We start from the raw sequence: 16,529 nt of genomic DNA, 5'->3' as shown, positions 1-16,529 counted from the left end.
TTTATACTTGTGGTGAGGTCGTTTCTTCTTCAATATCTGACAGAGTTTCATCTTCATTTAAAGAGAGTTTTTCCATAGCGACTAGAATATCACCATCTTTAACATGAACTAAGCGTACGCCTTGAGTAGATCTTCCCATCACACGTACATCTTGCATATTAATACGGATAGCTTGTCCTTGCGCTGACATCAATAAGATACTATCATGATCTGTAACAGAAATAGCCCCAAGAACATCGCCGTTCCTCTCATTAATAAGAATAGAGCGCACTCCAACACCACCACGGTTAGTTTCTCGGAAGTCCCCCACTTGAGAACGTTTTCCGAAACCGTTATCGCAAACAACAAGAACAGATTGATCATCCCTAACAATTTGGCAAGCAACTACGCGATCATTTTCATTCTTTAATGAAACGCCACGTACACCGCGCGCTGTTCTTCCCATAGGACGTACTTTGTCATGAGGGAAACGTACCGCCATACCTAATCTAGTAAAGAGCATGACTTTTTCTTCCTCACTGGTAATATGAGCAGCAGCGATGAGTTCATCTCCATCATCTATTTCTAAAGCACGAATACCTTTCTTCCTAGGATTGCTGAAGGCATCAAGAGCTACCTTCTTAACAACACCATGCTTCGTTGCTAAGAATAAGAATCCAGCATTTTCGAAGTTCTTAACGTTAAGAACAGCTGCAAGTTGTTCTCCAGGACGGATACCTTCGAGGAAATTAATAATCGGCTTACCTTTGGCCCGTCTTTCACCTTCAGGCAATTGCCATACTTTCAGCCAATAACATTGGCCAAAATTAGTAAAGATTAACAGATAGTCTTTTGTGGATGCTGAATATACTGCCTTTAAGAAGTCCGAGCCCTTCTTCATATCAAATCCAGAAACTCCATGACCACCGCGTTTCTGTTCTCTAAAGACTTTTATAGGCATTCTTTTTACGTAATCATCACCAGATATGGTAATAATTACAGGTTCATTAGTGATGATATCTTCAATATCACGAATATCATCAGCATCAAATTCTATCGTAGTTCTACGAGGAGTTTTATGAACTCTCTGAATATCTTGCAGTTCATTTCTAATAATATCTTTAACTAGCCCTTCATCAGCAAGAACACGTTTGTAATAAGCAATTTTATTTAGTAATTCATCGTATTCTTTTTGAATTTTCTCAGCTTCTAATCCCGTAAGTTGGTACAAACGCAATTCGAGAATAGCTACAGATTGATACTCGGTAAATCCGAAATTCTCAATCAATTGATGTTTAGCATGTTCCTTACTATCACTATTGCGAATTGTACGAACAACATCGTCTAAGCAGGAAAGAGCTTTTAAGAAACCCTCAAGAATATGCGCACGTGCTTCAGCTTTATTCAATTCATAGCGCGTTCTTCTACGGATAACTTCTGTACGGTGACGTATCCATGCAGAAATCATTCTATGAATATTCATGGTCCTTGGAAGATTTTTATCCAAGGCAAGCATATTTGCGCCAAAGGTTACTTGAATATCCGTAAACTTATAGAGACGGTTGATAACAATTTCTGAAGATTCCCCTTTCTTTAGCTCAAGAACAACTCGGATACCATCTTTATCTGATTCATCTCGAACGTCTGAGATTCCCGCTAATGTCTTATCATTAACAAGATCCGCAATTTGTTCGATTAATCTAGACTTATTTACGTTATAAGGCATCTCAGTGAGAATGATATTCTCGCGATGCTTATCCGCATTCTCTTCTACATGAAGACGTGCTCGAACTTTTATCTTGCCTCTTCCTGTATGGTAGGTAGAGCGAATACCCTCACCACCACAAATTAATCCTCCTGTGGGGAAATCAGGACCAGGCATGACTTCCAAAATTTCTTCAATGGAAGCATTAGGATTGCTCAATACGAGTAACGTGGCTTCGATTAATTCTCCAAGGTTGTGCGGAGGAATATTTGTTGCCATACCGACAGCAATACCCGAAGAACCGTTACAAAGGAGGTTAGGGAATTTTGAAGGAAAAACAACAGGCTCGTGTTTTGTTTCATCATAGTTCGATACCATGTCTACGGTATCTTTATCTAAATCTTCCATTAGGAAGATTGCGCTATGGGTTAAACGAGCTTCTGTATAACGCATGGCAGCTGCAGGGTCACCATCAATAGAACCGAAGTTTCCTTGCCCATCTACCAGTGGATAACGCATCGCCCAGTTTTGAGCCATACGAACTAACGTAGGATAAATAACACTCTCACCGTGAGGGTGGTAATCTCCGGAGGTGTCACCGCAAATTTTAGCGCATTTACGATGCTTGGCCCCTGGTGTGAGGTTTAATTGTTTCATCGCATAAAGAATGCGTCTTTGTGAAGGTTTTAAACCATCACGAACATCAGGAAGTGCTCGGGAAATGATCACCGACATAGAATAACGAAGGTAACTTTCCTTCATCTCTTCTTCTAGATTTTTAGGGACAATGATTTCTTCTTTGTTAAACATAGTGATAACCGTCTCCTAAATATCTAAATTGTTCATCTTAACTGATAGAGCGTGATTTTCGATAAATTCTCTCCTCGGAGGAACTTCTTCTCCCATAAGCATAGTGAAGATATGATCTGCCTCTACAGCGTCTTTCAATGATACGCGTACTAAAGTTCTTTGTTCAGGATTCATAGTCGTATCCCAAAGCTGATCTGCATTCATCTCTCCAAGACCTTTATAACGTTGGATTTCTATTCCCTTTCTTCCGAGGGTTTTAAGATGATCGATGACTTCTTTCAACGTGTAGCAAGTGTATGGAAGCATTTTCGAATCTTCATTTATAATCACCATCTCAGAATCTTTCGGAATAAGATAGTGACGAATATCCAAACCATAATCGTGGAGTTCTTCTTGAATTTCTGCAAAAACAGCTGTTTTATATAATTCAATAACCTTAATAGAATCAGAGTCTTCAGATATTAGGATCTCTTGATCTTTCTCTTCTGTAGAATGGAAATAACGTCCTCCTTGCTTTCCACTCTTTGGAGGGCAGTAATATAGAGGATATCCTGAAGTTTCCTTTCGCATTTCTAAAAATTCAGAGAAAGGTACAGCTTTCTTCTCTAAAGCAACTATGAAGTTCTCTACGTTTAAAATAAGCTTCACAAAGTTATCTAGAGCTTCTCCGCTTATCTCACGATTTCCGTTCTTGAAAACAAGTTTACTATCCCCTACTCCCAACGTTAAGAGGTAATCATCCATTTCTTTTTCGGAAAGGATGTAGCGGAAATCTTTTTTCTTGCTCACTTTATATAAAGGAGGCTGAGCTATATATACGCATTCATTTTCAATCAATGCGGTCATATGACGATAGAAGAATGTTAATAGTAGTGTACGAATATGAGAGCCGTCAACATCAGCATCTGTCATGATAATTATACGTCGATAACGCAACTTACTTAAGTTAAAATTATCTGACCCAATACCACAGCCTAAAGCTGCAATGATTGTTCCAATCTCTTGATTTTGGAATATCTTTTGTAAACGAGCTTTTTCTACGTTTAAGATCTTACCTCGGATAGGAAGAATAGCTTGGAAACGACGATCCCTACCTTGCTTAGCTGAGCCTCCAGCGGAGTCTCCTTCCACAATGTACATCTCACATTTTTCAGGGTCCTTTTCTAAACAATCGATAAGTTTTCCTGGAAGTCGTGCACTATCTAAGGCACTTTTCCTTAGTGTTAATTCTCGAGCTTTCTTAGCAGCTTCTCTCGCTTGAGCCGCAATAAAAACCTTCTCAACGATCATCTTTGCGATCTGAGGGTTTTCATCAAAGAATGTCGTTAGTGTTTCTCCTGTGATCTGTTGCGATACAGATCCTACATCACTATTTCCTAACTTCTGCTTAGTCTGACCTTCAAACTGAGGATTGGGAACTTTAACAGAAACTACGGCAGTAAGTCCTTCGCGAATATCTTCTCCTGTTAAGGATAGCTTATCATTTTTAGCTAGATTGTGAGCTTTAATATAGGCATTAAGTACACGAGTTAATGCAGTAGAGAATCCCGTAAGGTGTGTTCCTCCCTGACGAGTAGGGATGTTATTTGCATAAGAATAAATTAATTCAGAGTATCCAGAATTCCATTGAAGAGCTGCTTCGAATTCAATATCTCCATCATCTCCTGCTCGGATTCCTGAAATATAAATAGGTTCTGGAAAAAGACTTTCCTTATTTTGGTTTAAATAACTAACAAAGGATTGAATTCCTCCTTCATAAAAAAAGACAATCTTATCAAAACTGACATCACGATCATCTTCGAAAATGATCGTCACACCTCGGTTTAAGAACGCAAGTTCTCTTAGTCTTTTAATAAGAATAGAGCGATCGAAAATACAAGAGGAAAAGATTTTACTATCAGGATAAAAAGTAATTTCTGTTCCCTGTTTATCTGTAGCACCTAAAGACTGTAAAGTTGTTACAGGAATTCCTCTGGAGAATTCCATTTGATAAGCTTGCTTATCTTTATAAACCGTTGCTATGAGTTTTTCAGCCAAAGCGTTAACGCAAGACACGCCAACACCATGCAAGCCTCCTGACACCTTATAGCTATCTTTATCAAATTTTCCTCCAGCGTGAAGCACTGTGAGAACAACTTCTAAAGCAGAAACATCTCTACCTTGTTTTTTGGATTCTTTTTCATGAATCTGTATTGGAATACCTCGACCATTGTCGGATATAGTGATACCACCATCTTCTAAAATCCTTACATGGACTTCGGAACAATAACCCGCCATAGCTTCGTCGATACTATTATCTACAACTTCATATACTAAGTGATGAAGTCCTGTAATCCCAGTATCTCCAATATACATCCCAGGACGCTCACGAACGGCTTGAAGCCCTTCTAAAACGGTAATAGCTGAGGCGTCGTAACTTTTTTCTTTTGCGTCCATACATTATCCTAACAAAAACTGTATTTCCTTGATCTTAGCGTGAGGAACTACTTGGTGCAAGCGAGCGATTAAACTACTTTGATGCGTTTGCTTTAGTGAAGCATATAAAGAAGAATTGTAAATCTTTACTAATAGAATATGATCCTTAAATCCTAAAGCTTGGAACATTCCATTATACTTGGTTCCCAACATTTCATTCCATGCTTCTATTACTTCTTTAGGGTTAGCAGCAACAATGTGCTCTATTTTCTTCAAATACCCATTTAAGTAATGCTTTGCATGCTTTATTGTAGAAGCTGTTTTTTTAGAAGTTTTTGTTTTGTGCAGCTCTCGTTTTTTGAAGAAAGGAAACATAAAACACCTAAAAGAAATACAACATAAATGTCTAATCATACGTTGCATTAAAAGAATGCCTTATATCCAGCAACACGAAAAAAGTCAATACAGCTTTAAGAGTTCTTTTTAGCCATTTTTTAAGTAACAGCATGACTCATTCTTGTCGTGCTTAATAAGAATTAGATAAGACATCTATGAGGCAAGAATTTTCTCTCTTAAGATCTTCTTAAAGAGTGAAGCTACGTTGATTGGTTCTCCTAACCAATCCCCTTTCTTATCTTTCACCTTATCTAGATAATCACTCTCATTCATTTCTTTGAATGCATCTTTGTTAATAATCTGCTTTTTAGGTAATAGATCTAAAATTATTGAACATACAAAAGTAATCGGGATGACGAGAGCAAATGTAAGAAGTGCTATCAACATAAGAAAAATTAAAATAATAGTTTGAAAGATACTTGCAATGAATTCTAGGATTGTAAGGACAATTCCCAAACCTAAAATTTCTGAAATCCCTCTGAAATAATGTCCTCGTTTATAAGAGGCTAGACTTTGCGTTTCATAAATTCCATTACCCAAGTCTTCGATGATAACTTGTGCTACCTTCGTATCATCTCCGAAATTTTTGCTATATGCAGAAATTGCGGCTATTCGTTTTGCACCGACAAATATTCCAACTATAGGAATCGAACCTAAGAGATTCATTCCAGAGTTGCTTGGAAATAAAGAGACTTCAAAAGGAGAACCAAAAGGAGTTTTAGGACCTAAATTTACAAAACCTGACATAAAACCACCTTTTCTCTGTTTCTGTGCAAATTACTAATAATCAGGAGAGAGGATAGGATATAAGAAAAAATCTCTCAAGAAAAATTATTGTTCAAAGATGTAGATTTTTTATAGAAGAATCAAGAGATTAATTCATACCGCTTTAAGTTTATGAATTCATTACTGAAGTAAAAAGCTCTCTTTATACTTTGTATCAAAAAAGTCTTTCACAGAATCACTCTGAAACAACTGACGCAGTTTTTGTATTTGTGGATTATCCACATCTTCAGCGCGCACAACTACAATATTAGTATATTTAGATGTTTGCATATCTTCTAAGCAGAGACTATTTTTATGTGGATAAAATCCTGCAGCAATAGCAAAATTTCCAGGAATAACAGCAGCGTCTACATCGGGTAATGAAGATGCTAATAAAGGTGCTGCAATCTCTATAATAATAACTTTTCTATTTCCACAACCACAAACATCTTTTGCGGTGATATCTAGATGAGAAGCTTCCTTATAAGCAATTAAACCACAATCTCGCAACAGATCCAGAGCACGTTGTTCATTTGTCCTATCTACAGGAACTGCTATACGCAGTTGTTTTCTGCTTTTAAGTTCTTCAAAAGATTGAATTTTATTAGAATATAAACCCATGGGTTCCAAGTGCACTTTAGCTAGGACAACAAGTTTTCCTTCACATTGATAACGCAGACATTCATCTTTTAGAAAGTCTTCATGTTGAAAGTAATTAGCTTCTATTTGTTTATCCAAAAGCAAACGATTAGGTACGCGATAATCATCTATAGGAAGTATTTTGAGATACAATCCTAGAGATTTTGCTTCTTTTTGCAAACTATAGAGAAGCTCGGCATGTGGTGTAGGACTTGCAGCAATGCGTAAAACCTCTTCAGAACCCTTATTACATCCCGTTAAAGAAACAAGAACAGCAAATAATACTAGTAAGTTTGTTTTTTTCATAAAATCCCCCGACGTCGCAATATATGCCGTCCCCAAGTATCTCCCAAAATCCGGATACCTTCAATAAAAAATAAAGTAATAACTAAGACTGATAAAGTTATGGAGAAATCAAAACGATAGTAGCCATATTGCAGTAAAATCTGCCCCAGTCCACCACCACCAACAAATCCAGCAAAAGTAGAGCAGGCAATCAGATGCACAATTAATGATTTTAACGAGAAAATTAGCTGAGGGAAAATTTCTGGGAAAAGAATATCTTTTATTATTTTAACTTTAGGTATCCCCAAAGCGATAGATGGTTCAACACATGTTAACGCACCTGTACGCAATGCGTCTGATACAAAAGAAGCCACTAGAGGTAAAGCTCCCAAAGTTAAAGGAACTATAGAGGCTGTTGCTCCTAAAGATGTACCTACTATCCATCGTGTTACTGGAAATAGAATAACAATTAAAATAGCGAAAGGAATAGCTGTGAGAAAACTTAAAATAACAGAAGTCGCTGAATGGATACTCTTTATTGGTTTTAATCCATAGGGAGCTGTTACAAAAAGTCCCAGTCCTAAAAGACCGCCTAAAATTGATGAAAAGAAGAAAGATGCAGTGACCATGTATAGAGTACTTCCTGTTTCTTTAACTAACAGATAGATCATATCCATTTGCATATTCCATCCTCACTATATTGACTTTTGGAATCTTTGTACGATAACCCCTTTCTCTACAAGAGACTCCTTTGCTTTTTCTCTTTGTTCTCTATCTCCAGATAGGGCGATAATAAGAAAACCCAAAGGAACCTTACGAAAGAGATTAATATCTCCAGAAAGAATATTAATAGCTATCTGTCCATGTTGAATCAGTTGGCTAATCATTCCTTGAACTGCCAAACCTTTTGGGAAACCTAATCTTAAGATTTCTTCATTCTCTCCATGATCATAAATTCCTTTAGCAATCGAATTCATATGAAAGAGTTCTTCGGTAATCGAGCTAAGAGGATTTAAGAAAAGCTTCTCAGTTGGACCTAATTCTTCGATATTACCCTGATGCATAACTAGAGTTTGACAGCAAAGTTTTTTAACTACTTCAATTTCATGAGAAACAAAAACTTGAGTAATCCCTCGTTCTTCATTTAACTGTAATAATTTATCAGTAACATCTTCTGTTGATCTTGGATCTAAGGCTGAGGTGATTTCATCACAAAGTAGAACAACAGGGTCAGATACAATAGCTATAGCAATTGCTACCTTTTGTTTCTGTCCTCCGCTTAACCTACTGGGATAGGCGTGCTTCCTTTCATACAGATTTAAGAAATGCAAGGCGTCATCCACTTTTTCTTCAATCAAAGATTTGGTCATGTCTGGATAACGAATTTTTAAGGGGTAAGCAATATTTTCAAACACTGTTTTTGCTAAGAATAATCCGCAACTCTGAGAAACATAGGCAACATGCTTGGCAAAAGCTGAGCGAGAAGTTTTTTTATTCGGATTGGAATTATGAAACCCTGCAATAGAGATAGATCCTGAAGTCGGTGCAATAAGAAAGTCTAAACAACGTAATAATGTGCTCTTTCCCGAACCACTGTGTCCAATAATTCCAAAAATTTCACTTGGATAAACAGAGAAAGAAATATCGTTTAGAATACGATGATTCCCTATTTCCTTATTTAATTTTTTTACAGAAATAATAGGAGAGTCTTTCTCAAACACAAAATAAACCCAAAAACTAACCGGAACCTTGCTAGCTCTATTAACACGAGACTCGCATTTATCAATTTTAATGTTTGAAATATAAAAAGTGAATAGGGATTAAATTATAAAAATCCCTATTTATGATTTGCTGAAATACAGTTCCATTACAAAAGTTTAGGAAGAATTACTCCTGCTATTTTTCTGGATTGAATGAGACGTATGAGTTCACGTTCAGAGATGCCCAAGGTTTGTCGCAACCCATCAATTTGTTTATAGGTAAACAATCCTAGAGAATATCCCCCTAATATTAACGTCGAAAGGAGAGCTCCTATGGCTTCTTTACCTGCATAAGGTAGATAATTTTTTGCACGAGATTGTAGTTTTGGTGCACCACGAATGGCTTGTAAGAAGCAGAATATCATAGACGTAGATGCGGGCGGGTGATCAGTTAGAAACTTTCGTGCTGTGCTATAAGATTCGTTTAGACGTTCATTAGTTCCCTTATTTATATCATAACCCAACCCCGCAACAGTTGTTGGTAAACTATCACCTAACTGCTCAAGAATTCTCTGAAATGCTTTCATAAGATCATCATCTTGCAACTGATCTGTTTTAGATAAATCCCCTTTTACTGTGATTGAACGTACATTATAAGGATCAATACTCTCAAATAATATGTCGGTAATACCTTGTGGACCCGGTAAGATTTTGCCTTCCGGATCTAAATTGTAGAGGCGCATAACATCCTGCATAGCCGGATTCGTATCACCATGTAAGAATATTAAGGATCCAAGAATATTTCCGGAATTCAACATTTCAATTATGATTGTCTTTTTCTCACTAGATACCGGTAACGCTTGTACTGAACCTAAGATATACGTAGTGAGATTGGGGTTACATAGACACCATCCAGAAAGTAATACGTTCAGACTTACTAGAGCAGCTGTATAAGCAGTTTGTCGATTCTTAGGTTCTTTTATTGATTGGTTTGATTTCTTCAATACACTAATAATGCCGAGTAGTTTTTCTGAATGTTTAGGTTCATTTAAAGCATCATGCAACCAGAAAGCACCCCAACACTCATTTGAAAACACTGATTTTCCATTACAAGTAATACGTAATACCGAGTGGCTATCCGCACCAAAAATAGGTAAAGTAAACATCGTTAACATTTCCGCAGCACTTATAGGCATTTCTCCCCTTCTTAATTTCTCCCACATTTCTGAGATTCCCTGACAGAAGGTAGAAAATGCTTTAGCGACTTTCCTATGCTCTTTTTTATAATCGGGATGCTTGTCTACAGTAGGATGTGAGCCACCCATCTCGGAAAGATGTACTAGCTTCAATAGATTTCTTTGAAATAGATCATCTACATTCATATCTTCCGGTTCAGCAACAGGGATGCTTACAGATGGTTCACCTTCAACCGGAGATAGTATTTCAGGAGGAACTTGAAGTTCTTCTCCGGAAACTTGTGTAGGTGTTTCTGTTGGTTTCTCTTCAGGAAGGGATACAGGCTGAGTGGTTGGATCTGGAATCGAGACTATTGTGGAGATTGGAGTGGAAACTGGAGCAGGGGTTGGAGTAGGAGTCTGTTGAGGCGTTGGTGAGGATATCTGAGTAGAGACCACTCCAGGAACTTTAGGTCGAGTTCGTAATCCGTATTTTGGAGGTCGTGTAATTCTTTGTGGCTCTATACTTCGTACCAAATCTAAAGAGAAGTTAGCAAATACATCTCTTAGTTCTGTGGAAGCTTCGGCAAGTTCGAAAACTACTTTCCTAATTTTAAGAAAATAAATAGCAAAAGATACCAAAGATACTACTGCTGATACAGAGAGAGCTAATCCCAATATTATGCTGAAAGCAAGGGGGACTCCCGGAATTATTTGAAGAATAAGGATAGTGAGTAATAAGGCGGCTGCAACTAAGGCTGAGACTAAACTAATAATTTGAGATTGTCTTATTTTACACGCGGTATCTTTCTCTTTTGGAACAATAAAACCTACTTCAACGGTTTCATCAGTAGGATTATTTGCACACAAATTCGGACTAATTGTGGGTTGTGACATTTAATTTTCACTCTAAAACAAACGAAGTGCTATTCTATTTTAAATGTTTAAAGATTTAAAAAAGTATAGTTTTTTCTTTTTTCAATCGTTACTTTTATAAAGATTCTTGACAAATCCTACTGATTAACCCCAAACTGACCATTGTTACCACTTAAGGAGTCTGAACTGTATGTCGAAGATATATGATTTGTTAGGCAATGATGCGGAAAATTTGTTGAAATACGAATGCAGACATATCCTCAAAGAAACTCTCACCCTTCCTTCCCCCGATTTTATTGACAAAGTATTTTCTCATTCTGATAGAAGTAATCTTGTATTAAGATCTTTGCAGTCCATGTTTTCTCATGGGAGATTAGCAAATACAGGGTACCTTTCTATTCTTCCAGTAGATCAAGGCGTGGAACATACAGCTGGTGCTTCCTTCGCTCCAAATCCTATATACTTTGATCCAGAGAATATCATTCGTCTAGCGATTGAAGGCGGTTGTTCTGCTGTCGCTTCTTCTTATGGAGCTTTGAGCTTACTTTCTAGAAAATATGCTCATAAAATCCCCTTTATGTTGAAGCTTAATCATAATGAGCTTTTATCTTATCCAACAACGTATCATCAGATTTTCTTTAGCCAAGTAGAGAGTGCCTATAACATGGGTGCTGTTGCTGTAGGAGCAACAATTTATTTTGGTTCTGAGACATCTTCTGAAGAAATTGTTGCAGTTTCTCGAGCTTTTGCGAGAGCTAGGGAATTGGGATTAGCTACAGTATTGTGGTGTTATTTACGAAATCCTAATTTCGTTATTAATGGTCTAGATTATCATACCGCCGCAGATCTAACTGGTCAGGCAGATCATTTAGGAGCAACTTTAGGTGCTGATATCGTGAAACAGAAACTGCCCACATGCCAAGGTGGTTTTAAAGCTATCAAATTTAGTAAAACAGATGATAGAGTATATTCTGAACTCTCTTCAGATCATCCAATTGACCTCTGTCGTTATCAGGTGCTGAATAGCTACTGTGGTAAGGTAGGTCTTATTAATTCCGGAGGTCCTTCGGGAAAAGATGATTTTGCAGAGGCTGTGAAAACTGCTGTGATTAACAAAAGAGCTGGAGGTATGGGGCTGATTTTGGGAAGAAAAGCTTTTCAAAGACCTCTTACTGAAGGCGTACAATTATTAAATTTGATTCAAGATATTTACTTAGACCCGAGTATTACAATAGCGTAATCTAAAGAAGGCTCTTATGCATACCCATTCAAAACCCTCAAAACCCCTGGGCACGTTTACTGTTGGAATGTTATCTCTAGCAGTAGTGATTAGTTTAAGGAACTTGCCCCTAACAGCAAAACATGGCTTATCAACGCTTTTCTTCTATGCTCTTGCCGTGGGCTGTTTTATGATCCCCTACGCGCTTATTTCAGCCGAACTAGCATCTTTTAAACCTCAAGGAATCTATATCTGGACTCGTGACGCCTTGGGTAAATGGTGGGGATTCTTCTCTATATGGATGCAATGGTTCCATAATATGACCTGGTATCCAGCGATGCTGGCATTCATTGCAAGCACACTAGTATATAAAATTAATCCGGATCTGGCCCACAATAAAGTCTATTTAGCAACAGTTATCCTTGCTGGATTTTGGGGACTGACCTTTTTTAATTTCTTTGGAATTAGTACATCGGCTCTTTTTAGTTCGATCTGTGTTATCATAGGAACCTTAATTCCGGGAGCAATCTTAGTTACTTTGGCTATTTTCTGGATTGTCTCTGGGAATCCCATAGCTATTTCTCTTTCTTGGGGTGATTTACTTCCTGAAATTAATGGTATGTCATCCTTTGTATTACTTGCAGGCATGCTTTTAGCTCTTTGTGGATTAGAAGCTAATGCTAACTTAGCCTCAGATATGGTAAATCCTAGAAAGAATTACCCTAGAGCGGTATTCATTGGAGCAATTGCTACGCTAGCTATCTTGGTTCTAGGATCACTTTCCATAGCTATCGTTATTCCTAAAGAAGAAATCAGCTTAGTTTCAGGACTTGTTAAAGCGTTTTCTCTATTCTTTGATAAGTATAATCTTTCTTGGATGACTAGCATCGTAGTTGTAATGACAATTGCGGGGTCTTTAGGAGAACTTAATGCATGGATGTTTGCAGGCACGAAAGGGTTATTCGTCTCTACACAAAATGACTGTCTTCCTAGAATGTTTAAAAAAGTAAACTCAAGGAACGTTCCTACAAACCTTATGCTATTTCAAGCAATTGTAGTTACCATGTTTACTTTGATATTCTTGTGTTTAGATTCAGCAGACTTAGCATATTGGATTCTTAGTGCATTAAGTATACAAATGTATTTAGCTATGTATATTTGCCTATTTATCTCAGGTCCAGTTCTTCGTATTAAAGAACCAAAAGCGCAACGTTTGTATTCAGTTCCTGGGAAATTTTTCGGTATCTGTCTACTTTCATTCTTAGGCATACTTTCTTGTTTATTTGCTTTGTGGATTAGTTTTTTACCTCCACAAGAGGTCACACAATTATCTGGAGCTGGTAAAATAGGTTATTCAGCCTTTTTATTATTAGCCTTTTCAATCAACTGTATGATACCTTTTGGTATTTACTATGCTCATAAGAAATTAATCAAATAAGTCTAATAGAACCATGAAAGCAGTTCCTTAAAAACTCTTTAAGGGCTGCTTTTCCGTATTTCTAATCATACAAAATCCTCCCTCTCTTTTGAAAAAGAAAGCACTTAGCAAGAAAAAAAGCGGATTTAGATAACTATTGTTCGAATAAGTTAGGAAATAAAACTTCTAAGAAACGGCTTGAAGAAATTACACCGGTTAAATCTTCTATATTTACTCCTAGATGATTTGCCATTACCTCTAATTCTTGTCTATTGGCTATCCCCGCACTAAATAAGCCCACAATCATCGGCTTGAATAACGATTTCCAATGATCTATAGGCATTGCTTTTGTGAGTAACCCCTGGATAAAACTTTGGTATTTAGAATGGCTATGGAGAAGTTCTATAAGTAAAAAAGGGTTGGCTACTAAACCATAATAATTATTCTTTATGAACTCATTTAATTGAAAAATTCCATTTATATTTCTTGCTAAAGCAAATCTAAATTTCCAAGAAGAACATGAAGGTAAATTCAAGCAAAAAGTCATTCTTAAGTTCAGGTTATCTATGACAGCACGCAACGAAGGATCATTTTGTATATACCCATCAGAGTTCATGCCACGACGAATCGTATGACACGCTTTAGCAGCTAAAGCATGAATAGGTCCTTCTAAAAACTCAGCAAATTTATCACGTAAATCAGGTTCTGCTCTCGAGAAAATCAGCTGAACAAAATTCCCACTTTCTAAATAAGATCGAACATCTTCAGTAAGAAGGTCAGAGTTATAAGATTCTAAAATATCTATGCACGGCTCACCTACATACAAACCGTAAAGCCAGAGATTGAACGACTGTAAGGCCCTACAAATATAGGAAGGATCTCCATGTTTGATACGCCAAGATTCAGCAATCTCTATAAAATTCCCAAGTAAGAAATGACTAATATCGGGTTTTTCAAGAACAAGAACGATAAAGTCTACAAAAGAGTGCCGCATTAACAGTTCACTCCAAGTTTGCAAACAATAACAAATCGATGTCTCTTTCTCTTTAGAACGTAATGAAGGAATAAATAGATCTTTTATTTCTTTCACAATACCTTGAATTAAGTTTCCTGATTCCTTACCACAATGCACAACAGCTTTGGTAAAGGTATTAGCGAAATTCATCAAAGAAGTTCTTAGATTTTCTACTCGTATAGGAATATTATTCCTGTACTCAGGATTCTCACGATAAAATGTTCCACTAATAAATACATGTTCAGGAATATCCTCAGACAATATTGTAAGGTCCGTTTCTTCAATTTGTTTGGGAATCGATAGGTTTAGCAATGTTTGTAAAAAAGCTTCTTCATCTTTAGAAAACTCCATCTCATCAGGAAGAATAATTTTTGGGAAAATCCTCTTCTCCGCATTTAAAATGAAAATCAGAACTAGACCTATCAAACACACTGATGTAGTAATGCCAGAAAAGCACAACAATGCCATCAAAGATGTGAGAACATTAGATCCAACAAGTACTGCACCTACCATGGCAAGGACAACAATAATGGAAAAAAAGATGACCATGATAATGACATCTCTAGAAACACATCGCTTATATCCTTGAGTATCTAAAGGTAGATCCGCAGGATCTTTTTTAGAATGTAAGTGAGATATCGAAGAAATAAGGACCTTTATGAAATTAAGTGATCAAATAATAATTTGAGAAGTACTATTAACTGAAAAAGAAAAAGTTCAAGAATCCTGTAATTAGGAAAAATATCACCATCGACATAATATCATTCAGTGCAGTGACTATAGGCCCTGAGGCTAAAGCAGGGTCTACTCCTAATTTTACAAAGAAAAATGGTGAAAGAACTCCTAACGTTGTAGCTGTTAATGATGCTCCTAACACTCCAGCTGCCACAGTGACTCCTAGTTGTAATCCTCCTCCAGAAAAAAGATTCATTCCTATGAATCCCATAAGGTAAACAACAATCCCACAAAGAATCCCCAGGGCAACACCTGTTAACAAACCAATGCTCATCTCTTTGAAGATAGTTTCTCTACGACGCCCAAAAGAAAGTGTCCCTGTAGCCATACTTCGGACTAAAATCGTACTACACTGAACACCAACATTTCCAGACATTCCATTAATTAAAGGAATAAAGAAAATCACTAGAGCTAATAATGAAGGGGCAATTTTCTGAAAATATGCCATCACTGAAGCACTAACTAATCCCGCACAAAGAGTTACCAGCAACCACGGAGCTCTAAGTAGAAATCTCTGAACAACATGACAACTATGGTATCCTACATCTTCCGTAGTCCCCGCCATACGAGCTATTGTTTCATCAGCAATATCTTCAATAGCTTCTACAACATCTTCATAAGTAATAGCGCCTATTAAAAAGTTCTCTTCGTCAACAACAGGTAGGGCGGCTATCTTATAGCGTTCTACTAGATCGACAACTTCTTCTCGAGTCGCATCAGGCAAAACTTTATGTTCCACCTGATTCATGATCTGTTTTAGAGAAATCTCAGGAGGATTAATTATCAAACTCCTATCAGTAACAACACCTTGAAGTTCTCCTTTAAAATCTAAAACGAAAACTAGACGAGTTAAATCTATTCCGGGATTATTTCTAATACACGCAGAGACGTCCTTTACAGTAGTTTCCATCAAAAATGCGAAAAACTCATTAGTCATAAGTCTTCCTGCAGTATTGCGACCATGTTTTTGTAAGTCACGAATTTTTAATGATTTCTTAGAATCTATCAATTCTAAGATTCTACGATAACGTCGATCAGGAATATCATCTAACACCCATACAGCTTCGTCCGGGGGCATCTGGTCAATTAGTGCACAGACTTCTATATCCGTCAATTTACGGAAAATAGCCCATCGAGAAGCGGAATCCGTATTAATAATGAAAGCGACTCGAGATGCTATACACGAAAGATTTTTATAAAGAATAGCACGTGAATCTGGAGGAAGACAAGAAACGGCATAAGCCAAATCTATAGGATTATATTCGCTAACAATCTTGGAAAGATCGTGGGAATGTATATCCGTAGATAAACAGGTAAACGCTTTCTCCAACTTAAAACTTAGCTCATCATCCAAATGGCTAGTTTTCGAATCCATTAAGTTTCCTGAACCAAGAGTCG

General features: G+C 37.1%; 12 protein-coding genes. 2 read left to right on the top strand and 10 right to left on the bottom strand.

Annotation, left to right across the window (positions count from 1 at the left end):
- Position 1: 1 nt before the first annotated feature.
- The 8 genes from gyrA to O1W69_RS04670 form a co-directional block, all read right to left on the bottom strand.
- Entirely contained in the window at positions 2–2,494 is a 2,493-nt protein-coding gene (gyrA, locus tag O1W69_RS04705; RefSeq protein ID WP_375793405.1) for a DNA topoisomerase (ATP-hydrolyzing) subunit A, read from the bottom strand.
- A gap of 15 nt (positions 2,495–2,509) precedes the next feature.
- Positions 2,510–4,930, bottom strand: coding sequence for a DNA topoisomerase (ATP-hydrolyzing) subunit B (gene gyrB / locus O1W69_RS04700; protein WP_375793404.1), 2,421 nt, complete (start codon positions 4,928–4,930; stop codon positions 2,510–2,512).
- A 3-nt stretch (positions 4,931–4,933) separates the two neighbouring features.
- Positions 4,934–5,284, bottom strand: coding sequence for a DciA family protein (locus tag O1W69_RS04695; RefSeq protein ID WP_375793403.1), 351 nt, complete (start codon positions 5,282–5,284; stop codon positions 4,934–4,936).
- Positions 5,285–5,458: 174 nt separating this feature from the next.
- Entirely contained in the window at positions 5,459–6,052 is a 594-nt protein-coding gene (locus O1W69_RS04690; RefSeq protein ID WP_375793402.1) for a hypothetical protein, read from the bottom strand.
- A 159-nt stretch (positions 6,053–6,211) separates the two neighbouring features.
- On the bottom strand, positions 6,212–7,015 hold the full coding sequence (locus tag O1W69_RS04685; RefSeq protein WP_375793401.1) for a MetQ/NlpA family ABC transporter substrate-binding protein: 804 nt from the start codon (positions 7,013–7,015) through the stop codon (positions 6,212–6,214).
- Positions 7,012–7,677, bottom strand: coding sequence for an ABC transporter permease subunit (locus tag O1W69_RS04680; protein ID WP_375793400.1), 666 nt, complete (start codon positions 7,675–7,677; stop codon positions 7,012–7,014). The genes O1W69_RS04685 and O1W69_RS04680 overlap by 4 nt, the downstream gene beginning before the upstream one ends.
- Positions 7,678–7,689: 12 nt before the next feature.
- Positions 7,690–8,715, bottom strand: coding sequence for a methionine ABC transporter ATP-binding protein (locus O1W69_RS04675; protein WP_375793399.1), 1,026 nt, complete (start codon positions 8,713–8,715; stop codon positions 7,690–7,692).
- Between the two features lie 146 nt (positions 8,716–8,861).
- Positions 8,862–10,766 (bottom strand): CT214 family putative inclusion membrane protein, encoded by a 1,905-nt coding sequence (locus O1W69_RS04670; RefSeq protein WP_375793398.1) that lies wholly within the window; start codon positions 10,764–10,766, stop codon positions 8,862–8,864.
- Positions 10,767–10,935: 169 nt separating this feature from the next.
- On the opposite strand from O1W69_RS04670, the gene O1W69_RS04665 reads away from it, so the two are divergent.
- The gene (locus O1W69_RS04665) at positions 10,936–11,985 is read left to right on the top strand and encodes a class I fructose-bisphosphate aldolase (RefSeq protein WP_375793397.1); all 1,050 of its coding nucleotides are present in this window, start codon (positions 10,936–10,938) and stop codon (positions 11,983–11,985) included.
- A 16-nt stretch (positions 11,986–12,001) separates the two neighbouring features.
- Positions 12,002–13,402 carry an amino acid permease gene (locus O1W69_RS04660; protein WP_375793396.1) on the top strand — a complete coding sequence of 467 codons (1,401 nt, stop codon included), beginning with the start codon at positions 12,002–12,004 and terminating at the stop codon, positions 13,400–13,402.
- A gap of 133 nt (positions 13,403–13,535) precedes the next feature.
- Here the strand turns inward: O1W69_RS04660 and O1W69_RS04655 are convergent, their stop codons facing one another.
- Both O1W69_RS04655 and mgtE read right to left on the bottom strand, forming a co-directional pair.
- Complete coding sequence (locus O1W69_RS04655; protein ID WP_375793395.1) at positions 13,536–14,945, bottom strand: CT214 family putative inclusion membrane protein; 1,410 nt, start codon at positions 14,943–14,945, stop codon at positions 13,536–13,538.
- Positions 14,946–15,093: 148 nt separating this feature from the next.
- Positions 15,094–16,506: a magnesium transporter gene (mgtE, locus tag O1W69_RS04650; RefSeq protein WP_117274764.1), complete on the bottom strand. Its 1,413-nt coding sequence runs from the start codon at positions 16,504–16,506 to the stop codon at positions 15,094–15,096.
- Positions 16,507–16,529: the final 23 nt, after the last annotated feature.

It is taken from the genome of Chlamydia sp. 12-01 (assembly GCF_042234205.1).
GTDB lineage: Bacteria > Chlamydiota > Chlamydiia > Chlamydiales > Chlamydiaceae > Chlamydia.
The sequence above is the reverse complement of the archived record's forward strand: the minus strand, read 5'-3'. Positions and strand labels throughout refer to the sequence as shown.